Source organism: Rhizobium sp. BK251 (assembly GCF_004345245.1).
Taxonomy (GTDB): Bacteria; Pseudomonadota; Alphaproteobacteria; order Rhizobiales; family Rhizobiaceae; genus Rhizobium.
Genome location: NZ_SLUQ01000004.1, coordinates 495,697 through 512,079, shown reverse-complemented (window position 1 = coordinate 512,079; position 16,383 = coordinate 495,697). Strand labels below are relative to the sequence as shown.

Sequence of the window (16,383 nt, the reverse complement as noted above, 5' to 3'; positions counted from 1 at the left end):
AAACCTTTCTTCGGAAAGGATGTGGCCCTTCCATACCCTGTGTGCAAGGGAAGCATGGCATTTTGTTGTCTTGCCCCACCCGGCAAAGCTTGGCACAAATTGTCGCATGACCCGCATTGCCCCGCCCCGTTCCGATCGCCTGCGCCGTTCGGTGCTCAGTGTCCCGGCCATCAATCAGCGTGCGCTCGAGAAGACGCATGAGCTTGATTGCGACGCCGTGATCTTCGATCTCGAGGATTCCGTGGCGCCCGATCGAAAGGCCGAGGCCCACGAAAACCTGAAGGCCTTCCTTTCCGGCAAGCCGCTCGAAGGCAAGGAGAGGATTATCCGCATCAATCCCCTCTCCTCGCCTTTCGGACGTGAGGACATGCAGCTCGTGCTCGATCTCGTGCCCGATGCCGTTCTCCTGCCGAAGGTGGACGAGCCGCAGGATGTGATGGCCGTGGCCGATCTGCTGGCCGAAGCCGACATGCCGGAGGACCTGCGCATCTGGGCGATGATCGAGACGCCGCGGGGCGTGCTGAATGCCGCATCCCTTGCCGAGGCCGGGCGTACGCCCGGAACGCGGCTCGACTGCTTCGTCGTCGGCCTCAACGACCTGCGCAAGGAGACGGGCGTCCTGCCCCAGCCGGGCCGGACCTATCTCGTACCCTGGCTGATGCAGGTGGTATTGGCGGTCGGGGCCTATGGCCTCGATGCGATCGATAGCGTCTTCAACGATTTCAAGAATGTCGAAGGGCTCGAGGATGAATGCGAGCAGGGCCGGGCCATGGGCTTTGCAGGCAAGATGCTGATCCATCCGGCGCAGATCGACGCCGCCAACCGCCATTTCGGTCCGGACGAGGTCGCCCTTGCCGAGGCGCATGCGATCATCGCTGCCTTTGCCGATCCCGCCGCCGAAGGCCTGAACGTCGTCAATATGAACGGCCGCATGGTCGAAAGGCTGCATCTTGCCCAGGCAGAAGGACTGGTCCATAAAGCCCGCCTGATCGCAGCGCGCCGAACGGCGAGACGAAAGACGACGTAATGAAACTCTACCGCTTCCTGACCGGTCCAGACGACGCTTCATTCTGCCACAAGGTGACCGCCGCCCTCAACAAGGGCTGGTCTCTTTCGGGCACGCCCACCTATGCCTTCAATGCGGCGACAGGCGAGATGCAGTGCGGGCAGGCGGTCGTCAAGGACGTCGAAGGCAAGGACTACAATCCCGAGATGAAGCTGTCCGAACAGTAAGTGGACGGGGCTGGGTTCAGCGGGCGGCTGCTTCCTCGGCGCTTGCCTCTATGCGCTCCATGTCCTCGTCGCTCAGGCCGAAATGGTGGCCGATCTCGTGGATCAGGACATGGGTGATGATGTCGCCCAGCGTTTCCTCGTTTTCCGCCCAATAATCGATGATCGGACGGCGATAGAGCCGGATCCGGTTCGGCATTTCACCGGTCTCCACCGTGAAGCGCTCGGAAATGCCTCGCCCCTCGAACAGGCCGAGCAGATCGAAGGGTGTCTCCAGCGCCATGTCCTCGAAGACGTCGTCGTCGGGGAAATCCTCGATAATGATGATCAGGTTGGTGGTCAGCGAGCGGAATTCTTCCGGCAGATGGCTATAGGCTTCCATAGCCAGCGATTCAAACGCATCGATCGTCGGTGCGTGGCGGTCCGCCCAATCCTCGCTCTGGTCAACCTTGGCCATGAAAACTTCCTTCCGTTGCCGCCCATATAGAACCTTTGGAGAGGATTTTCGAGAGCGGAATCAAACAGAGGAATAAATTCACAAAAATGATTGTTGACTCTTCCGCCAAGCTCTGGAATCCATAAGAACATAACAGGAACATTAGCAGATGGAGTGAACGTCATGGCGCGGACGGCCTTGGCGCGCGAGCAGCTTTTTGCGCTCCGCGAAACCATCGCCAGGCTTGAAGGAAAGCCGCTGCCGGCGCTTGCAGCGGCCGAAAGCCAGGCCTTGGCGGAGGAGGAAAAATCGGGAAAGGCGGATGCCACCCCTCGCCTGCCCTTCGGCATCAGCCTGCTTGACGAGGCATTGGAGGGCGGCTTGCCGCTTGATGGCATCACCGAGATCCGCTCCGGTCTGCTGCGGGACGCCGGGGCTTCGAGCGGCCTTGTCCTGGCGCTCGCTTCCCGGCTGCAGCATCGCGAGGGGGGTTCCGGCCAATTTCTGCCCGTTCTCTGGATCGCCGACAGGATTTCCATGATCGAAGCCGGGATGCCCTATGCGATCGGGCTTCGGGATTTCGGCCTGAGACAGGATCATTTCCTGCATGCCGCGCCGCGCAGGCTCGAGGAGGCGCTCTGGCTTGCGGAGGTCGCCATCGAAAGTGGCGCCTTCTGTGCGACGATCCTCGAGGTGTGCGGCAATCCGGCCCATTTCGGGTTGGCGGAGAGCCGCCGGCTCAGTCTGCGTGCCAAAGCTGCCGGCCGGCCCCTTTTCCTGCTGCGGCAGGCGGGAGAAGAGGAGGCAAGCAGCGCCTCCTTCCGTCTTTTCGTTCGACCCGCGCCGGCCGGTCTCAGGCCTCTTCCGGACGGATCGAGGCTTGGCGGCAGCATCGCCGGTCCGGCCTTCCGTCTGACCCTGGAGAAGAGCCGCAATCCGGCTCCCCTCTCCCTTATCCTGGAGTGGAATTCCCATGACCGTCAGTTTGTCCTCGTCGACCGTGCAGAGCACGCTTTCCCTTCAGACGAGCAGCCAGCGCATCCTGGCGCTCAGCCTTCCGCACCTGCCCACCGATCGGGTCGCCCGCAAACGATGGGGGCTCTCCTGGCGTTTGAACGGGCGTCCTGACGAACCACCGATCGTCTGTTCAGGCCGCATCGACAATGCCATGCGCCTGACGGCGCTGGACGAACTGGCCGACGCCCTGGGCCTCAGGAAGGAACAGGGCGTTGCGGAAGCGCGCGCCATGTATCCGACGCTCGATATCGTGGAAGAGGATCTGGTTGCCGACCGGCTGCTCCTGGAGGCCATTGCAGACTGGTGCGATCGTTATACGCCGCTCGTGGCAATCGACGGCCGCGATGGGCTTTTCCTCGACATCACCGGCTGCGCCCATCTTTTCGGTGGCGAAAAGGCACTTCTGAAGGACGTCCTGTCCAGACTTTTCCATATGGGCTTCGATGCGAGGGGGGCGATTGCCTCCTCGCCGGGGCTTGCCTCCGCCATCACTCGCTTCGGCAATGGTGGCGTCGTGGGGGACGATGAGGCGGGGCAGGCGCTGGCGCCGCTTCCTGTCGCAGCACTCCGGTTGGACGAGGACACGGTGACGGCCCTGAAGAAGCTCGGTCTGAAGCGTATAGGTGACATGATCGACGCACCGCGTGCCCCGCTGGCGCGGCGCTTCGGCACAACGGTGCTTCTGCGACTCGATCAGGCGCTCGGCCATGACGAGGAACCGATATCGCCGCGGCTTCCGATCGCGGAGCTCTCGACCGAGCGGCGTCTGATCGAACCGATCGGAACGGAGGAGGATATCCTTGCCGTTGCCGGCCAGATCGCCGTCTCTTTGAAGCCGTCCCTGGAAGCGCGCGGGGCCGGCGGTCGCGCCTTTGAGCTCGTCCTCTTCCGCGTCGACGGCAAGGTGCTGCGCATTTCCGCTGCGGCTTCGCAGCCGCTGAGGGATCCGGTGCGGATCGCCCGCCTCTTCTCTGAGCGGCTGACGGCCCTCCATGACGATCTCGATGCCGGTTATGGCTTCGAGATCCTGCGGCTCAACGTCTTGCGACACGAGGCCTTCGATGCCGTGCAGGGGGATTTCGACGGCAACCGCCAGAAGGATGTCTCGCTTGCTGCCTTCGTCGACCGTGTCTCGGCCCGTCTCGGTCCGGATTGCCTGCAGTCCTTTCAACTGCGCGAGAGCCATGTGCCCGAGCGGGCGGTTGTCGCCTTTGCCGCCATAGAGAGTTCTCCCGCACGTGGGAAGGCCGAGGAAGACAGCATCTCCTTTTCGCGTAGTGAACGGCCCCTGCGGCTCTTTGCAAGGCCCGAACTGGTTGATGCTCTGCTGGCCCAGGTGCCGGACGGTCCTCCGCAGAGCTTTCGCTGGCGACGCATGCAGCATCGTGTCGCCCGAAGCGAAGGCCCGGAGCGGATCGCCATGGAGTGGTGGCTCGATGGCGAGGATGCCCCTACGCGCGACTATTTCCGGGTCGAGGATGATATCGGCCATCGATTCTGGATCTACCGCCAAGGGTTCTATGGCCAGGAGCCCTCCCCCCGCTGGTTCATCCACGGTGTCTTCGCATGAACCCGGTCCCGTCATTTTGCGAGATAGGCGCAAGGACGAATTTCTCCTTTCTCGAGGGAGCCTCGAGGCCGGAGGAGATGGTCATGCAGGCAGCGAAGTTGAAGCTCGGCGGCCTCGGGATCGCGGACCAGAACTCGGTCGCCGGCGTCGTGCGAGCGCATGCGCAGGCGCAGCAGCTTGCCGAGAAGTATCGGAAAAGGCAGTCCGGAGAGGACGATGGCAAGGACGAGCCGGTTCTCGAGCCGATCCGCGTCCAGCCTGGGGCCAGGCTAGCCTTTTCCGATGGAACGCCCGATGTCCTGGCCTATCCGAAGAACCGGCGCGGGTGGGCCAATCTCTGTCGCCTGTTGAGTGCCGGCAACCTGAAGCCGGAGGCGGAGAAGGGACACTGCATCCTGGCTGAGGCGGATCTCATGGAATGGGGAGACGAGATGATGCTCGCCCTTGTCCCCGACCGCTCGGTTGTCGATGATCCTGCCGGTCAGCAGGCGCTGAAGGACCGCCTGCAGCGCTACAGGGAGCGGTTTGAGGCTGCCTTCCATATGGTTCTCGCCCCGGCCTATGACGGGCGCGACAGGCAGGTCTTTGCAGTGATTGCTACGCTCGCCGGCCAAAACCGCATTCCGCTGGTCGCGACCAACCTGCCCCTTTACCACCATCCCGACCGAAGGCCGCTGTCTGATATCGTGATTGCGATCCGCGAGCATGTCCAGATCGCGGAGGCGGGGTTCCTGCTGGCGCCCAATGCCGAGCGCTACCTCAAGGATCCGCGGGAAATGGCGCGCCTCTTCCGCGACTATCCGCAGGCGGTCGAAAATAGCGCGCACTTCTTCGGCAGGCTTTCCTTTTCACTTTCGGAGCTGGAGCACAATTATCCGCCCGAGAACGATCCGGGCGAAACGCCCTACGAGACCCTGGAGCGCCTGACGAGGATTGGGGCCGTGGCGCGTTATCCGAAGGGGGTTCCGGAAAAAATTGCGACGCAGATCGACTATGAACTCAATCTCATCCGCGAGAAGAATTACGCATCCTATTTCCTGACGGTTCATAGGATCATCCATCATGCCCGCTACGACCTCGGCATTCTCTGTCAGGGCCGTGGGTCGGCAGCGAATTCCGTCATCTGCTATTGCCTCGAGATCACCGAGGTCGATCCTGAAAAGAGCACCCTGCTCTTCGACCGCTTCATTTCGATGGACCGCGATGAGCCGCCGGATATCGACGTCGACTTCGAGCACGACCGGCGCGAGGAGGTCATCCAGCATATCTATGGGAGATACGGCATCGAGCATGCGGGGCTGACGGCCGGTGTGACCACCTACCGCACCCGTTCGGCCGGCCGTGAGGTTTCCAAGGCCTTCGGGCTATCGGAAGATATCCAGTCTGCGATCGGCAGCCTGGTCTGGGGATGGTCCGAGGACAATCTGTCGGAGCGGGATGCGAAGGCGGCCGGGCTCGATCTCGCCGACCCGGTGACGAAAAGTGTCCTCAAATACGCCTCCGAGCTTCTCGCCTTCCCGCGGCACCTGACCCAGCATGTCGGCGGCTTCGTCATTACGAAGGATCGCCTCGACGAGGTTGTCCCGATCATGAAGACGGCAATGCCGGGCCGTTACATGATCGAATGGGACAAGGACGATCTCGACAACGTCAAGATCCTCAAGGTCGATATCCTGGCGCTCGGCATGCTGACCTGTCTCCGGAAGGCCTTCTCGATGCTCGAACAGCATTACGACGTGAAGAAGACCCTCGCCGATCTCGGCAACAGGGAGCATGGCGACGAGGGCAAGCCGGTCTATGACATGATGTGCCGGGCCGACACGGTCGGGGTCTTCCAGATCGAAAGCCGGGCGCAGATGAGCATGCTGCCACGGCTGAGGCCGAGGCTATTCTACGATCTCGTCATCGAGGTGGCGATCGTGCGGCCGGGACCGATCCAGGGCGATATGGTGCATCCTTATTTGAAGCGACGGGAGCAACGGGACAAGAACATTCCGATCGAATATCCGAGTGATGAGCTGAAGGCGGTCCTGAAGCGGACACTCGGCGTTCCGCTCTTCCAGGAGCAGGCGATGCAGATCGCAATCACGGCCGCGGGCTTCAAGCCGGCTGAGGCCGACCGGCTACGGCGCGCGATGGCGACGTTCAAGCGAACCGGCACGATCGGCAATTTCGAGGACAGGTTCATCTCGGGGATGGTCTCCAGGAATTATACCCGCGAATTCGCCCAGCAATGCTTCAACCAGATCAAGGGCTTCGGCGAGTACGGCTTTCCGGAAAGCCATGCGGCTTCCTTCGCGCTGCTCGTCTACGCGTCTTCCTGGGTCAAGGCCTATTACCCCGATGTCTTCTGTGCGGCGCTGCTGAATTCGCAGCCGATGGGCTTCTATGCGCCGGCGCAGCTGGTGCGTGACGCACGTGAGCATGGGGTGGAGATCAGATCGGTCGACATCAATTCATCCGACTGGGACTGCCTTCTCGAAGACACCGAATTCGACCGGGGCGCGGTCGATTTCCGGCATTCAGAGATGCGAAGCGTCATCAGGACAGAGAGGGCCGTTCGCCTCGGTTTCCGGCAGGTCAAAGGCCTCTCCGAGGACGACATGAGGATGCTCGTCGATAATCGTGGCCCAGGCTATCGTTCCGTCCGCGATCTCTGGCTGCGATCCGGTCTCGAAAAATCCGATATCGAACGGCTGGCGGATGCAGATGCGTTTACCTCCATTGGCCTTTCACGGCGCGAGGCGCTCTGGGCGGTCCGGGCGCTCGATGCGAAGAGTGCGGCCGAAAAGCTGCCCCTGTTCGATCGGGTCGAGCATTCCGAAATCCAGGTCGAGCCGGCAATGCGCCTACCGGAAATGCTTCCTGGAGAACAGGTCATCGAGGACTACCGTTACCTCTCGCTTTCGCTCAAGGCGCATCCGGTCTCCTTCCTGAGGGAGGAGTTCCGCAGAGACGGAATCACCCGGAATGTCGATCTCCTCTCCGTTCCCAATGGCCGGGTCGTCATCATCGCCGGCCTCGTGCTGGTCCGCCAGCGTCCGGGCTCGGCAAAGGGCGTCATCTTCATGACGATCGAGGACGAAACGGGCGTTGCCAATGCGATCGTCTGGAAAAAGGCGTTCGAGCGCTACAGATCGATCATCATGGGTGCGCGGCTGGTGAAGATCCGTGGCAGGCTGCAAAGTGAAAGCGGCGTCATCCATACTGTCGTCGATCATATCGAGGACATGACGCCGACACTCGGGCTGCTGCAGCGCGAAGCACGCCATTTCGGCGTCAGCGAGCGGGCAGACGAGACATTGCGGCCGACCGCGGACCACAGGCAGAAGAAGATCGCGGCAGAAATCGAGCGCAGGGTGATCGAAAGGCGGATCGCCGGCGGGGACAGGGACGGCGGGGAAGAGACGTCCAAGGTCATGCCGAGGGGGCGAAATTTTCATTGAACGCCGCATCGAAAGCATGTCTCACATCGAAGTGACGGGCTGCGACAATCCGGTTCCCCGATTCTTTCTTGACAATCGCCATCTTCTTTACGAAAACAAGATAGCATATGTCATGTTTTGATGGACTGAGTTCGCATGCTGGTCTGCAGTTGTAATTACATCACCGACAAGGAAATCAGAGAGGTCATATACGAGCTTCTCGATGCCGACTGTTGGCAGCTGATTGTCCCGGCAAAAGTCTATCATGCCATGGAAAAGCGCGGTCGCTGTTGCGGCTGCTTCCCGAATGTCGTCGATCTGATCATACAGACAACCGAAGAGTATCACGCCCGTCGCCACTCGACGGAAGCGGAAATATTTGATTTCATGTCCCGCCTCAGAAAATTCCATGAGGAAAATAGGAGAGCGGACATTGAAAGGCGACAAAAAGGTCATCGAGCGGCTTAACGAGGCCCTGTTTCTCGAACTCGGCGCAGTCAACCAGTATTGGGTACACTACCGCCTTCTCGAGGACTGGGGGTACACTAAGCTTGCCAAGAAGGAACGCGCCGAATCGATCGAAGAAATGCATCACGCCGACAAGCTTGTCGCCCGCATCATCTTCCTCGAAGGCCATCCCAACCTGCAGACACTTGCGCCGCTTCGCATCGGCCAGAACGTCAAGGAAGTCCTCGAGGCTGATCTTGCCGGCGAGTACGACGCGCGCAATGCCTACAAGAAGTCGCGCGACATCTGTCATGAGGCCGGCGACTACGTCTCCATGAAGCTCTTCGAGGAACTCCTGGCCGATGAGGAAGGCCATATCGATTTCCTGGAGACACAGCTCGACCTTCTCGACAAGATCGGCGAGACGAAGTACGGCCAGCTGAACGCCGATTCCGCCGACGAAGCGGAGTGATTGGAGCCAGGCTTTTTGAACCGGCCGATCTCCGCTCTTGAGTTCGGCCGGCCTCCCCGCCCCCACTGATGCCGACGTGGTCCGCTATCGCGTTCCTTCGTTGCAGCAGCGTTGCACGTTGGCCGACCGCTAATCGCCCGCATGCTTTTGAAATGCCACGCGACGACAAGAGGTCGGCGTCGCAGAATCCATCCTGTGGCTCGCCGAGGTATTGGGCAGCGCCGCGCTCTCCCTACATCCGCCTCGGAGACCTCGGCCAAATTTCGAGAGGAAGGCCGACGTTGGGATGCGGCGCTTGAACGGAAGACACGGGGTTATTGGTTTCGGCAGGCAATCAGACTGGCTTTGGGGGAACAACAGGCTTGCCAACCGCTCGGAATGACAGGATGATCCCCTGGTCCGTGTAACTGGCGAATTCAGACGGGGCACCGTCGGGGAGCACGGAGCATAAGAGCCGCTCGCCTGGGCATCCTCCAAATCGAAAGGATGCATGTCCATGTCCACAACTACCGCTCTATTGGGGATTCTCGGCGCTCTCCTGATCGGGGCGATCAGCCCCGGCCCGAGCTTCGTTCTCGTCTCCAGAATCGCCATCACCGCATCTCGCCTCAACGGGCTTGCCGCTGCGCTCGGCATGGGACTTGGCGGGGCCTTGTTCGGTACTCTGGCGCTCGCTGGACTGAGCGCTTTGCTGCTTCAGGTCGAATGGCTCTACATGACGCTGAAGCTCGTTGGCGGAGCCTATCTCGTCTATCTCGGCGTTCGTATCTGGCGAGGGGCAAGCGTTCCGCTCCCGGTCGATACGATCACGACCTTCGAGAGAAAATCGCTCTTCCGGTCATTCGCCTTTGCCTTCGCCACGCAGGTCAGCAATCCGAAAACCGCTGTCGTGTATGGAAGCATCTTCGCGGCGTTGCTGCCGGCTTCCCCACCGCATCGGCTGCTCCTTGCCTTGCCGCCGATGATATTTGTTGTCGAAGCATCATGGTACGCGCTCGTCGCGCTCGCGTTTTCGGCCAGAAAGCCGCGCGCCGCCTACCTCCATTCCAAGAACTGGATCGACCGGACCGCGGGTGCCGTCATGAGCGCGTTGGGCTTTCGGCTGCTCGTGGAGGGTATGCGGGTGCGGCATTCCTGAATTTTGAAGCCCGACTTTTGCGAGATGGCAGCATAGGGTGCCGCCCTTCTCGAGTAACGGAGTTGCCAATCTTGCAATTGACGATGCAGCGCCTATCCCCGCGCCTGCGCGTGGAGCCGCCGAAGGATACGTCCGCTTGGCAACAGGGATGAGCCCGCCGGTCTTCGCCGATGGCAGAGCCGCGCGAGGCGCGACAGCCGGCCGACAGATTGATTGCCGCTGGCGCTCTGAAACCTCTATTCAGCCGTCTTCAGGCCAGCGAGATGGTGGAATTCAGCGACCACCTGCTCGTAGACGGCGCGCTTGAATGGGACGATGAGCGTGGGCAAATCCTGCATCGGCTTCCAGCCCCAGGCGTCGAATTCACGCTCATGGCCGCCGGGCGGAGGGTCGATTGCGATCTCGCTCTCCTCGCCCTCGAAGCGGAAGGCGAACCAGCGCTGGGTCTGGCCCCTGTATTTGCCCTTGAGACCGATGCCAACGAGATGCGCCGGAAGATCGTAGTTGATCCAGTCGCGCGCCTCCGCGAGCAGGCTCACGGTCTTCATGCCCGTCTCTTCGTAAAGCTCGCGATAGGCAGCCTCCAGCGGATCCTCGCCCGCGTCGATGCCGCCCTGCGGCATCTGCCAAAGCTGCGGCGAGCCGTCATATTCCGAATTGCCGACGGGCACGCGCCGGCCGGTCCAGACCAGCCCAGTACGGTTGAGCACCATGATGCCGACACAGGGACGGTAAGGCAGGTCCTCGGCTTTAACAGTTGTGTTCTTGCTCATCAGATCTCTCGCTTCAGGGTCTTTGCGGATCCTCGGCCAGGGCCGAAACGGCGACGATCTCTATGCCGCGCAGCCTTGCTTCCTCGCTCCACTCGTTGATCGCGTCAAGGCTTTCGTCGAAGGCGGAGGCAACACCGATCGCCTGGCCGTTGCGCCGCGCGATGCGCTCAAGCTCGTCGAGCTTCTTCATGATCGCGTCGACATCCAGCTGGCCGTCCAGGCGGACATCGGCAGAGGCATGCGGCGTGTCGACCGCCTTTGCCAGCGTTGCGCTTTGCGATTGTGCCGATGAGCCGTCATCCAGGAAAAGGAGGCCGCGCTTGCCGACGTCGCGCATTACCGGCTCCAGCTTGTCGACGTCGGAAAGCAACCGCCCGCCCATATAGTTCATGATACCGGTATAGTTGGTGATGCGACCCATCGCCTTGTGCAGGTTTTCGAGATTTGCAGCGGGCGCAGCCGAGGTCAGCAGCGTCTCCGGGCCAGGATTGTTATCCGGGTAATCAAATGGTTCCAATGGCACCTGCAGCAGGATCTCGTGGCCGGCACGACGCGCCTCCTGCATCCACCGCTGCAGGCTGTTGCCGCTCGACGCAAAGGCAAGGGTGATTTCCTCGGGCAGCTGCTTTATTGCGCGCTGCGTGCCCGTCTGGCTGAGGCCGAGGCCACTTACGACAATGGCAATGCGGGTGCCGCGCGCGCCAGACCATGGTCGCGCATAGCGGTCCATCGGGCGGCGGCCGTCGGGACCGACGACCGGGAGGCTGCCATAGGGCGACTCTTCCAGCAGGCTCGCGTCGGGGACGGCCGCCATGCGTGGATCCTGGCCGACCTCCCTGGCGTCGATAACAACAGGTCCGCCTCCTGCGCGCGGGCGGGGGCTGAATTTCGTGACAACCGAGCCGTCCTCCAGCTCCGTTCGCTCGACATTCGCGCCTGAGCGCGCATCGGCCAAGGTAGGGCCGGCCGTTGGAATAGCCGGTTTGGTCTGGGTCTCAGCAGTGGCGGGTGGTGTCGGAAGGCCCTCGGACGGTGCCGTAGGCGTGGCCCTCTCCGGCGTGCCGGGGGCAAAGGCCGTATAAAGTGAAAAAGCGCCGATGGCGATCAGGCAGAGACTGGCGATGACGCGGCTAAGCCGGAATATTCGCAACCCAGCAGAACGAGGACCGCGATTCTGGCCCAGCGGCGCATGCAGATCCGTACGCAAATTTTCCGCCCGCCCCAATCGGAAAGCAGTAAGCCCGCGCTGCGCCGGATCCGGGATCCGACACAGCGCGGGCTACCATTACTTGGTTACGACTGCCTTGTCCGGGTTCGGCGGGAAGGCCGGGTCGGTCTTCTTGCCGCGGAGCAGGTCGAGGGCATAGTTCAGCTGGACGTCATCCTTCGGATCCGGCGGCACGTAGGCGACCGAGCCCGAACCGGCATCCGTCTCACTCTGGCCCTTGATATGGCCGCGCAGGCTGGATTCGCCTTCGGTGACGAGCTTGCCCTTCAGTTCATCCGGCAGTGGCTCTTCAACCTTGATGTCCGGCGTGATGCCCGTGCCCTGGATCGAGCGGCCCGACGGCGTGTAGTAGAGCGCCGTCGTCAGACGAAGGGCGCCGTTCTCGCCGAGCGGGATGATCGTCTGGACCGAGCCCTTGCCGAAGGACTGCGTGCCGAGGACCGTGGAGCGGCGCAGATCCTGCAGCGCGCCGGCAACGATTTCCGAGGCCGAGGCCGAGCCGCCGTTGATGAGGACGATGACTGGCTTGCCATCCGTCAGATCGCCCGGACCAGCGTTGAAGCGGCGGGTTTCATCCGGATTGCGGCCGCGCGTGGAGACCACCTCGCCGCGCTCCAGGAAGGCGTCGGAAACATTGATCGCCTGATCCAGAAGACCACCGGGGTTGAGGCGGAGGTCAAGCACATAGCCCTTGAGCTTGTCGGCCGGAACGTCCTTCTTGATCTTCTCGATCGCCTTTTCGAGATCGGGATAGGTCTTTTCGGTGAACGAGATCACGCGCAGATAACCGACGTCATCATCGACACGCGACTTGACGGCGCGGACGGCCACGATGTCACGCACGATCGTCAGTTCGATCGGCTTGTCGGCACCCTTGCGGATCAGCGTCAGCTTGATCGGCGTGTTGACGGCGCCGCGCATCTTTTCGACCGCATCCTCGAGCTTCAGGCCGCGCACGGACTGGCCATCGATCTCGGAGATCAGGTCGCCGGCAAGAACGCCGGCCTTGGCTGCGGGGGTGTCATCGATGGGCGTGATCACCTTTACGAGGTCGTCTTCCATCGTCACTTCGATGCCGAGGCCGCCAAACTCACCCTTCGTCTGGGTGCGCATGTCTTCCGCGTCCTTGGCATTCATGTAGCTGGAGTGAGGGTCAAGCGAGGTGAGCATGCCGTTGATGGCAGCCTCGATCAGCTTGTCCTCCTGGGGCGGGGTCACGTACTGGGCGCGGACGCGCTCGAAAACGTCACCGAAGATCGACAGCTCCTTGTAGGTGGAAGCGCCCGCCGCTTCTGCTGGCGCACCCGCCGAATATATTACGCTCATCGCGGTCGCGCCCATCAGTGCGCCGACGAGAACAAGAGAAGCCCTACGTATCATTGCGTGCCTTTCCAGTATCTTTGGCGGTCCACCAGGGTCGGGAATCGACTGGCTTACCGTCTTTTCGAAATTCAATGTAAAGCGTTGGCCTGTCGGTTTCCAGCGCCAAAGCGGTTGCGCTTGCTACTCTTTTCGCTCCCATTGCAGCGAGCGGCTCGCCGGCAAAGACGAACTTTCCCTGACGGGTCATGATCGTATCCATTCCCGAGAGCACAAGGTGATACCCGTCGCCCGCGTCCAGAATGATCATCTGACCATAACTGCGAAACGCGCCGGCAAACACCACCAGACCATCCGCGGGAGCTGTTACGAGCGTGCCGGGGCTGGTGGCAACGGTCGTGCCCATCGCCGCGTGTTCGGCTCCGTCCGCGTCGCCAAACTGGCGGAGGACATCGCCGGTCACCGGAAGCTCCAGCTTCGCTCTCAGTTCACCGAACGGATATGCGGGCGCAATGCGGTTTTTATCGGGCACGCCGCTCTCCGCCAAGGCCTTGGCCTGGGCCCGCTGTTCCTCGCTCTGCAGGCGTTTGCGCTCTTCTTCCGCACGCGCTGCGGCGGCAGCATCCCGCACCGAGGAAATCTCGCCTTCCAGCGATGCGATGAGCCCTTCGAGGCTCGTGGCCTGACCCGCGAGCTCCTCCGAGCGCCTGCGTTCGGTATCGAGCTGCGCGGTGTTCTGCCGGCTCAGCCTGTCGTTTTCGGTAAGCAGCAGATCCATCCGCCGCTCCTCCTCCAGGCTGTTGGTCATCGTGGTCGTCAGGTCGGCCTTTTCCTTGGAAATTGCAGCCTGAACGTTGGCAAGCTCGTTGAGATCGGCGGCAAGCTTGTCGGTCTCCTTGCGGATGCCGGGCACGACGGCGCCGAGAAGAATGGCGCTGCGCACGGAACCGAGCGCATCCTCGGGTGTGACGAGAAGGGCAGGTGGGGGATTGCGTCCCATGCGCTGCAATGCCGCAAGCACTTCGGCGAGCAGGCCACGCCGCGAATGCAGCGATTGGCGAACCTTGTCCTGCTGCACACCGAGCGTCGCGAGCCGCGTTTCGCTTTCGAGGACCTGCTTTTCCATGGTCTTGCGTCGTGCGGCGGAGTCGATCAGCGCCTGGCGAATGTCCCCCGTGTTCTTCTCAATGGAAGCAATGCCGTCCTGCAACTCTTTCATCTTGTCCGAAGAGAGGCTGATGCTTTTCGACAACGCCTCGAGATCGGCGCGTGTCTGGTCCCGCTTGCGGGACAGTTCAGCCGCCGGATCGGCCGGCGCGGGCTGCATATCGTCGGTGGTCGGGGTGGCAGAGGAGGGGATGTTCCCGGTCTCCTGCGCGCGCGCCAGCGGCGCATCGAAAACCGAGCCTGGAACGAGCAAGGCAACCGCGCCGAGGCATGCCGCAAGATGCGGCAGGAACAGGCGCGAGACCTTGGTCGGAGCAGGGTTCATTCAGGCCTTCCGGCGGAGCGGGTTCGAAGCGCGCGAAGCCTAAGCTGATTTGCTGTGCTTAGCCAAGAAAGATCGCCCATTTCGCCCCTGCGTTCAAAACACGGCTCTGTGAATGCGGGCAATCTGCGACATTTCTATGCCCGGTGGTAGGGATGGCCAGAGAGAATGGTGACGGCGCGATAGAGCTGTTCACAGACCAGGATACGCACAAGCTGATGCGGCCATGTCATCTTGCCGAGGCAGATCGTCTGATCCGCTTCCTGATAGAGAGATGGATCATGTCCATCGGCGCCGCCGATGGCGATCATCAGGTCGCGCTTGCCCTGGTCTCGATAGGTGGCGAGAAGGTTAGCGAAAGCCTCGCTGTCGAGGGCCTTGCCGCGCTCGTCAAGAAGGACGAGCACGCCATTTTCCGCCTGCGCCTTCCGCAGCATGGCAGCTTCGTCTCGCTTTCGTGTCTCGGAATTACCGGCACGGCTTTCGGCCACCTCGGCGACCCTGGAGAACTCTAGGCCGACCGCGGGTGCGGTCTTGGAAAACCTGTCCAGATAGCGGGCCGCAAGATCCTTTTCAGGGCCGGATTTCAACCGTCCCACTGCAAAAAGGCCTATCCGCATCTCCACTCCCGCGCGTGCCGTTACGAGGCCGCAAGGCACCTCTGCGGCCGGACTTCGCCATCCGACCTGATCTTCACCGCGCGGTTCCGGAAAAGTGCTTCCGCGGAGACCGACTAGTGCAACGTGCCCTCATCGATATCCGGCGCAGCCCACATCTTTTCGATGTTGTAGAACTCGCGGATTTCGGGTCGGAACACATGGACAATGATGTCACCGGTGTCAAGCAATACCCAGTCACCACCTTCCAGGCCCTCGACGCGGGCGTTGCCAAGGCCCTCATCCTTCAGGTCGGACATCAGATGGTCGGCTATCGCCAGGACATGCCGGTTCGAGCGTCCGGAGACGACGACCATGTAGTCCCCCAGCGCGGACTTTCCGGCGATGTTGATGGTGACGATATCTTCTGCCTTCGAATCCTCGAGACTTACGAGGACGGCGTGCAGGGCGCGGGCGGCGGCATCAGCGCCACGTTCCGTGCTCTTCGGGATGACGACTGGCGTCCTTCCCTTGGCGTGTACTGTTGTCAGCGTTCTTCCTTTCTTGGATAACAGAACATGCGCGTCTGTGATTTGGACATCTTCCAAATCACCTCAAAGATAGGCACCAATCCATTAACCTTTCAAGACGCCCATTCGGCGGATCCTACGACAAACGGTCATTTCGTAAAAAAGCACAGCGTTTTTCATCGCCGGTGACGATTTTTGGCGCGGGCGGAGGCAGGAATGTGGTGGTTGAGTGCCACATCGGCCGGGCAACGGTGTACAGGCGAAGAAATGCAGCGTAGATTCGCCTCAGCATCAATCTGATTTCTCACCATGCACAAGGCCCAGCAAAGCGATCTTAGACCTGTCCTGCGCATCAGCTTTCCCGGCGAGGACCGCCTGGGGCGCGGCAAGATGGAGCTCTTGGAACATATAAAGGATACCGGCTCGATCTCCGCGGCGGGCCGGGCGATGGACATGTCTTACCGGCGTGCGTGGATGCTCGTCAGCGAGATGAACCGCATGTTCCAGGAGCCGGTGGTCGAATCGCAGCGCGGCGGCCAGAAGGGCGGCGGCGCGGCGCTGACGGTTTTCGGCGAGGAGTTGGTTCAGCGCTTTCGCTCCATGGAAAGGACCGTGCGCTCCGCAATCGCCAACGACCTCGAATGGCTGGACGGCAAACGCAATCACAGCTTCACGCCCAAAGAAAATCCGGGCGAGCATGTCGATCCGTAAG

The 16,383-nt window shown here is 61.6% G+C and carries 15 protein-coding genes, 1 pseudogene and 1 riboswitch; of the genes and pseudogenes, 9 read left to right on the top strand and 7 right to left on the bottom strand.

Annotation, left to right across the window (positions count from 1 at the left end):
* The first annotated feature begins 106 nt into the window (after nt 1–106).
* Nucleotides 107–1,027 (top strand): CoA ester lyase, encoded by a 921-nt coding sequence (locus tag EV286_RS12380; RefSeq protein ID WP_132957413.1) that lies wholly within the window; start codon nt 107–109, stop codon nt 1,025–1,027.
* Nucleotides 1,027–1,233: a DUF1737 domain-containing protein gene (locus EV286_RS12375; RefSeq protein WP_132957411.1), complete on the top strand. Its 207-nt coding sequence runs from the start codon at nt 1,027–1,029 to the stop codon at nt 1,231–1,233. The genes EV286_RS12380 and EV286_RS12375 overlap by 1 nt, the downstream gene beginning before the upstream one ends.
* Before the next feature lie 16 nt (nt 1,234–1,249).
* On the opposite strand, the gene EV286_RS12370 is transcribed toward EV286_RS12375, so the two are convergent.
* Complete coding sequence (locus EV286_RS12370; protein WP_132957409.1) at nt 1,250–1,687, bottom strand: metallopeptidase family protein; 438 nt, start codon at nt 1,685–1,687, stop codon at nt 1,250–1,252.
* 162 nt (nt 1,688–1,849) lie between these two features.
* Between EV286_RS12370 and EV286_RS32480 the strand changes: the two genes are divergently transcribed.
* The 6 genes and pseudogenes from EV286_RS32480 (at nt 1,850) to EV286_RS12345 (ending at nt 9,735) form a co-directional block, all read left to right on the top strand.
* Entirely contained in the window at nt 1,850–2,794 is a 945-nt protein-coding gene (locus EV286_RS32480; protein WP_245500688.1) for a hypothetical protein, read from the top strand.
* Nucleotides 2,778–4,253 carry a DNA polymerase Y family protein gene (locus tag EV286_RS12365; RefSeq protein ID WP_281041085.1) on the top strand — a complete coding sequence of 492 codons (1,476 nt, stop codon included), beginning with the start codon at nt 2,778–2,780 and terminating at the stop codon, nt 4,251–4,253. Before EV286_RS32480 ends, EV286_RS12365 begins: the two co-directional genes overlap by 17 nt.
* Nucleotides 4,250–7,699, top strand: a complete 3,450-nt coding sequence (locus tag EV286_RS12360; protein ID WP_132957406.1) for an error-prone DNA polymerase — start codon at nt 4,250–4,252, stop codon at nt 7,697–7,699. The genes EV286_RS12365 and EV286_RS12360 overlap by 4 nt, the downstream gene beginning before the upstream one ends.
* A gap of 47 nt (nt 7,700–7,746) precedes the next feature.
* A pseudogene (locus EV286_RS12355) lies at nt 7,747–8,146 on the top strand ((2Fe-2S)-binding protein).
* On the top strand, nt 8,112–8,597 hold the full coding sequence (bfr, locus tag EV286_RS12350; RefSeq protein ID WP_132957404.1) for a bacterioferritin: 486 nt from the start codon (nt 8,112–8,114) through the stop codon (nt 8,595–8,597). The pseudogene EV286_RS12355 and the gene bfr overlap by 35 nt, the downstream one beginning before the upstream one ends.
* Before the next feature lie 393 nt (nt 8,598–8,990).
* Nucleotides 8,991–9,072, top strand: a riboswitch (ZMP/ZTP riboswitch).
* 21 nt (nt 9,073–9,093) lie between these two features.
* Entirely contained in the window at nt 9,094–9,735 is a 642-nt protein-coding gene (locus EV286_RS12345) for a LysE family transporter (protein ID WP_132957402.1), read from the top strand.
* Between the two features lie 236 nt (nt 9,736–9,971).
* Here EV286_RS12345 and EV286_RS12340 read toward each other — a convergent pair whose 3' ends face one another.
* From EV286_RS12340 to rsfS, 6 genes are all read right to left on the bottom strand, one after another.
* Complete coding sequence (locus EV286_RS12340; RefSeq protein ID WP_132957400.1) at nt 9,972–10,508, bottom strand: RNA pyrophosphohydrolase; 537 nt, start codon at nt 10,506–10,508, stop codon at nt 9,972–9,974.
* Between the two features lie 13 nt (nt 10,509–10,521).
* Complete coding sequence (locus EV286_RS12335) at nt 10,522–11,715, bottom strand: divergent polysaccharide deacetylase family protein (protein ID WP_132957398.1); 1,194 nt, start codon at nt 11,713–11,715, stop codon at nt 10,522–10,524.
* 78 nt (nt 11,716–11,793) lie between these two features.
* Nucleotides 11,794–13,116: a S41 family peptidase gene (locus EV286_RS12330; protein ID WP_132957396.1), complete on the bottom strand. Its 1,323-nt coding sequence runs from the start codon at nt 13,114–13,116 to the stop codon at nt 11,794–11,796.
* Complete coding sequence (locus EV286_RS12325; protein WP_207909816.1) at nt 13,106–14,518, bottom strand: murein hydrolase activator EnvC; 1,413 nt, start codon at nt 14,516–14,518, stop codon at nt 13,106–13,108. Before EV286_RS12325 ends, EV286_RS12330 begins: the two co-directional genes overlap by 11 nt.
* Nucleotides 14,519–14,682: 164 nt before the next feature.
* Nucleotides 14,683–15,165 carry a 23S rRNA (pseudouridine(1915)-N(3))-methyltransferase RlmH gene (gene rlmH, locus EV286_RS12320; RefSeq protein ID WP_132957393.1) on the bottom strand — a complete coding sequence of 161 codons (483 nt, stop codon included), beginning with the start codon at nt 15,163–15,165 and terminating at the stop codon, nt 14,683–14,685.
* A 113-nt stretch (nt 15,166–15,278) separates the two neighbouring features.
* Entirely contained in the window at nt 15,279–15,749 is a 471-nt protein-coding gene (gene rsfS / locus EV286_RS12315; protein WP_245500687.1) for a ribosome silencing factor, read from the bottom strand.
* 231 nt (nt 15,750–15,980) lie between these two features.
* On the opposite strand from rsfS, the gene EV286_RS12310 reads away from it, so the two are divergent.
* Nucleotides 15,981–16,382, top strand: a complete 402-nt coding sequence (locus tag EV286_RS12310; protein ID WP_132957391.1) for a winged helix-turn-helix domain-containing protein — start codon at nt 15,981–15,983, stop codon at nt 16,380–16,382.
* Nucleotide 16,383 lies beyond the last annotated feature (1 nt).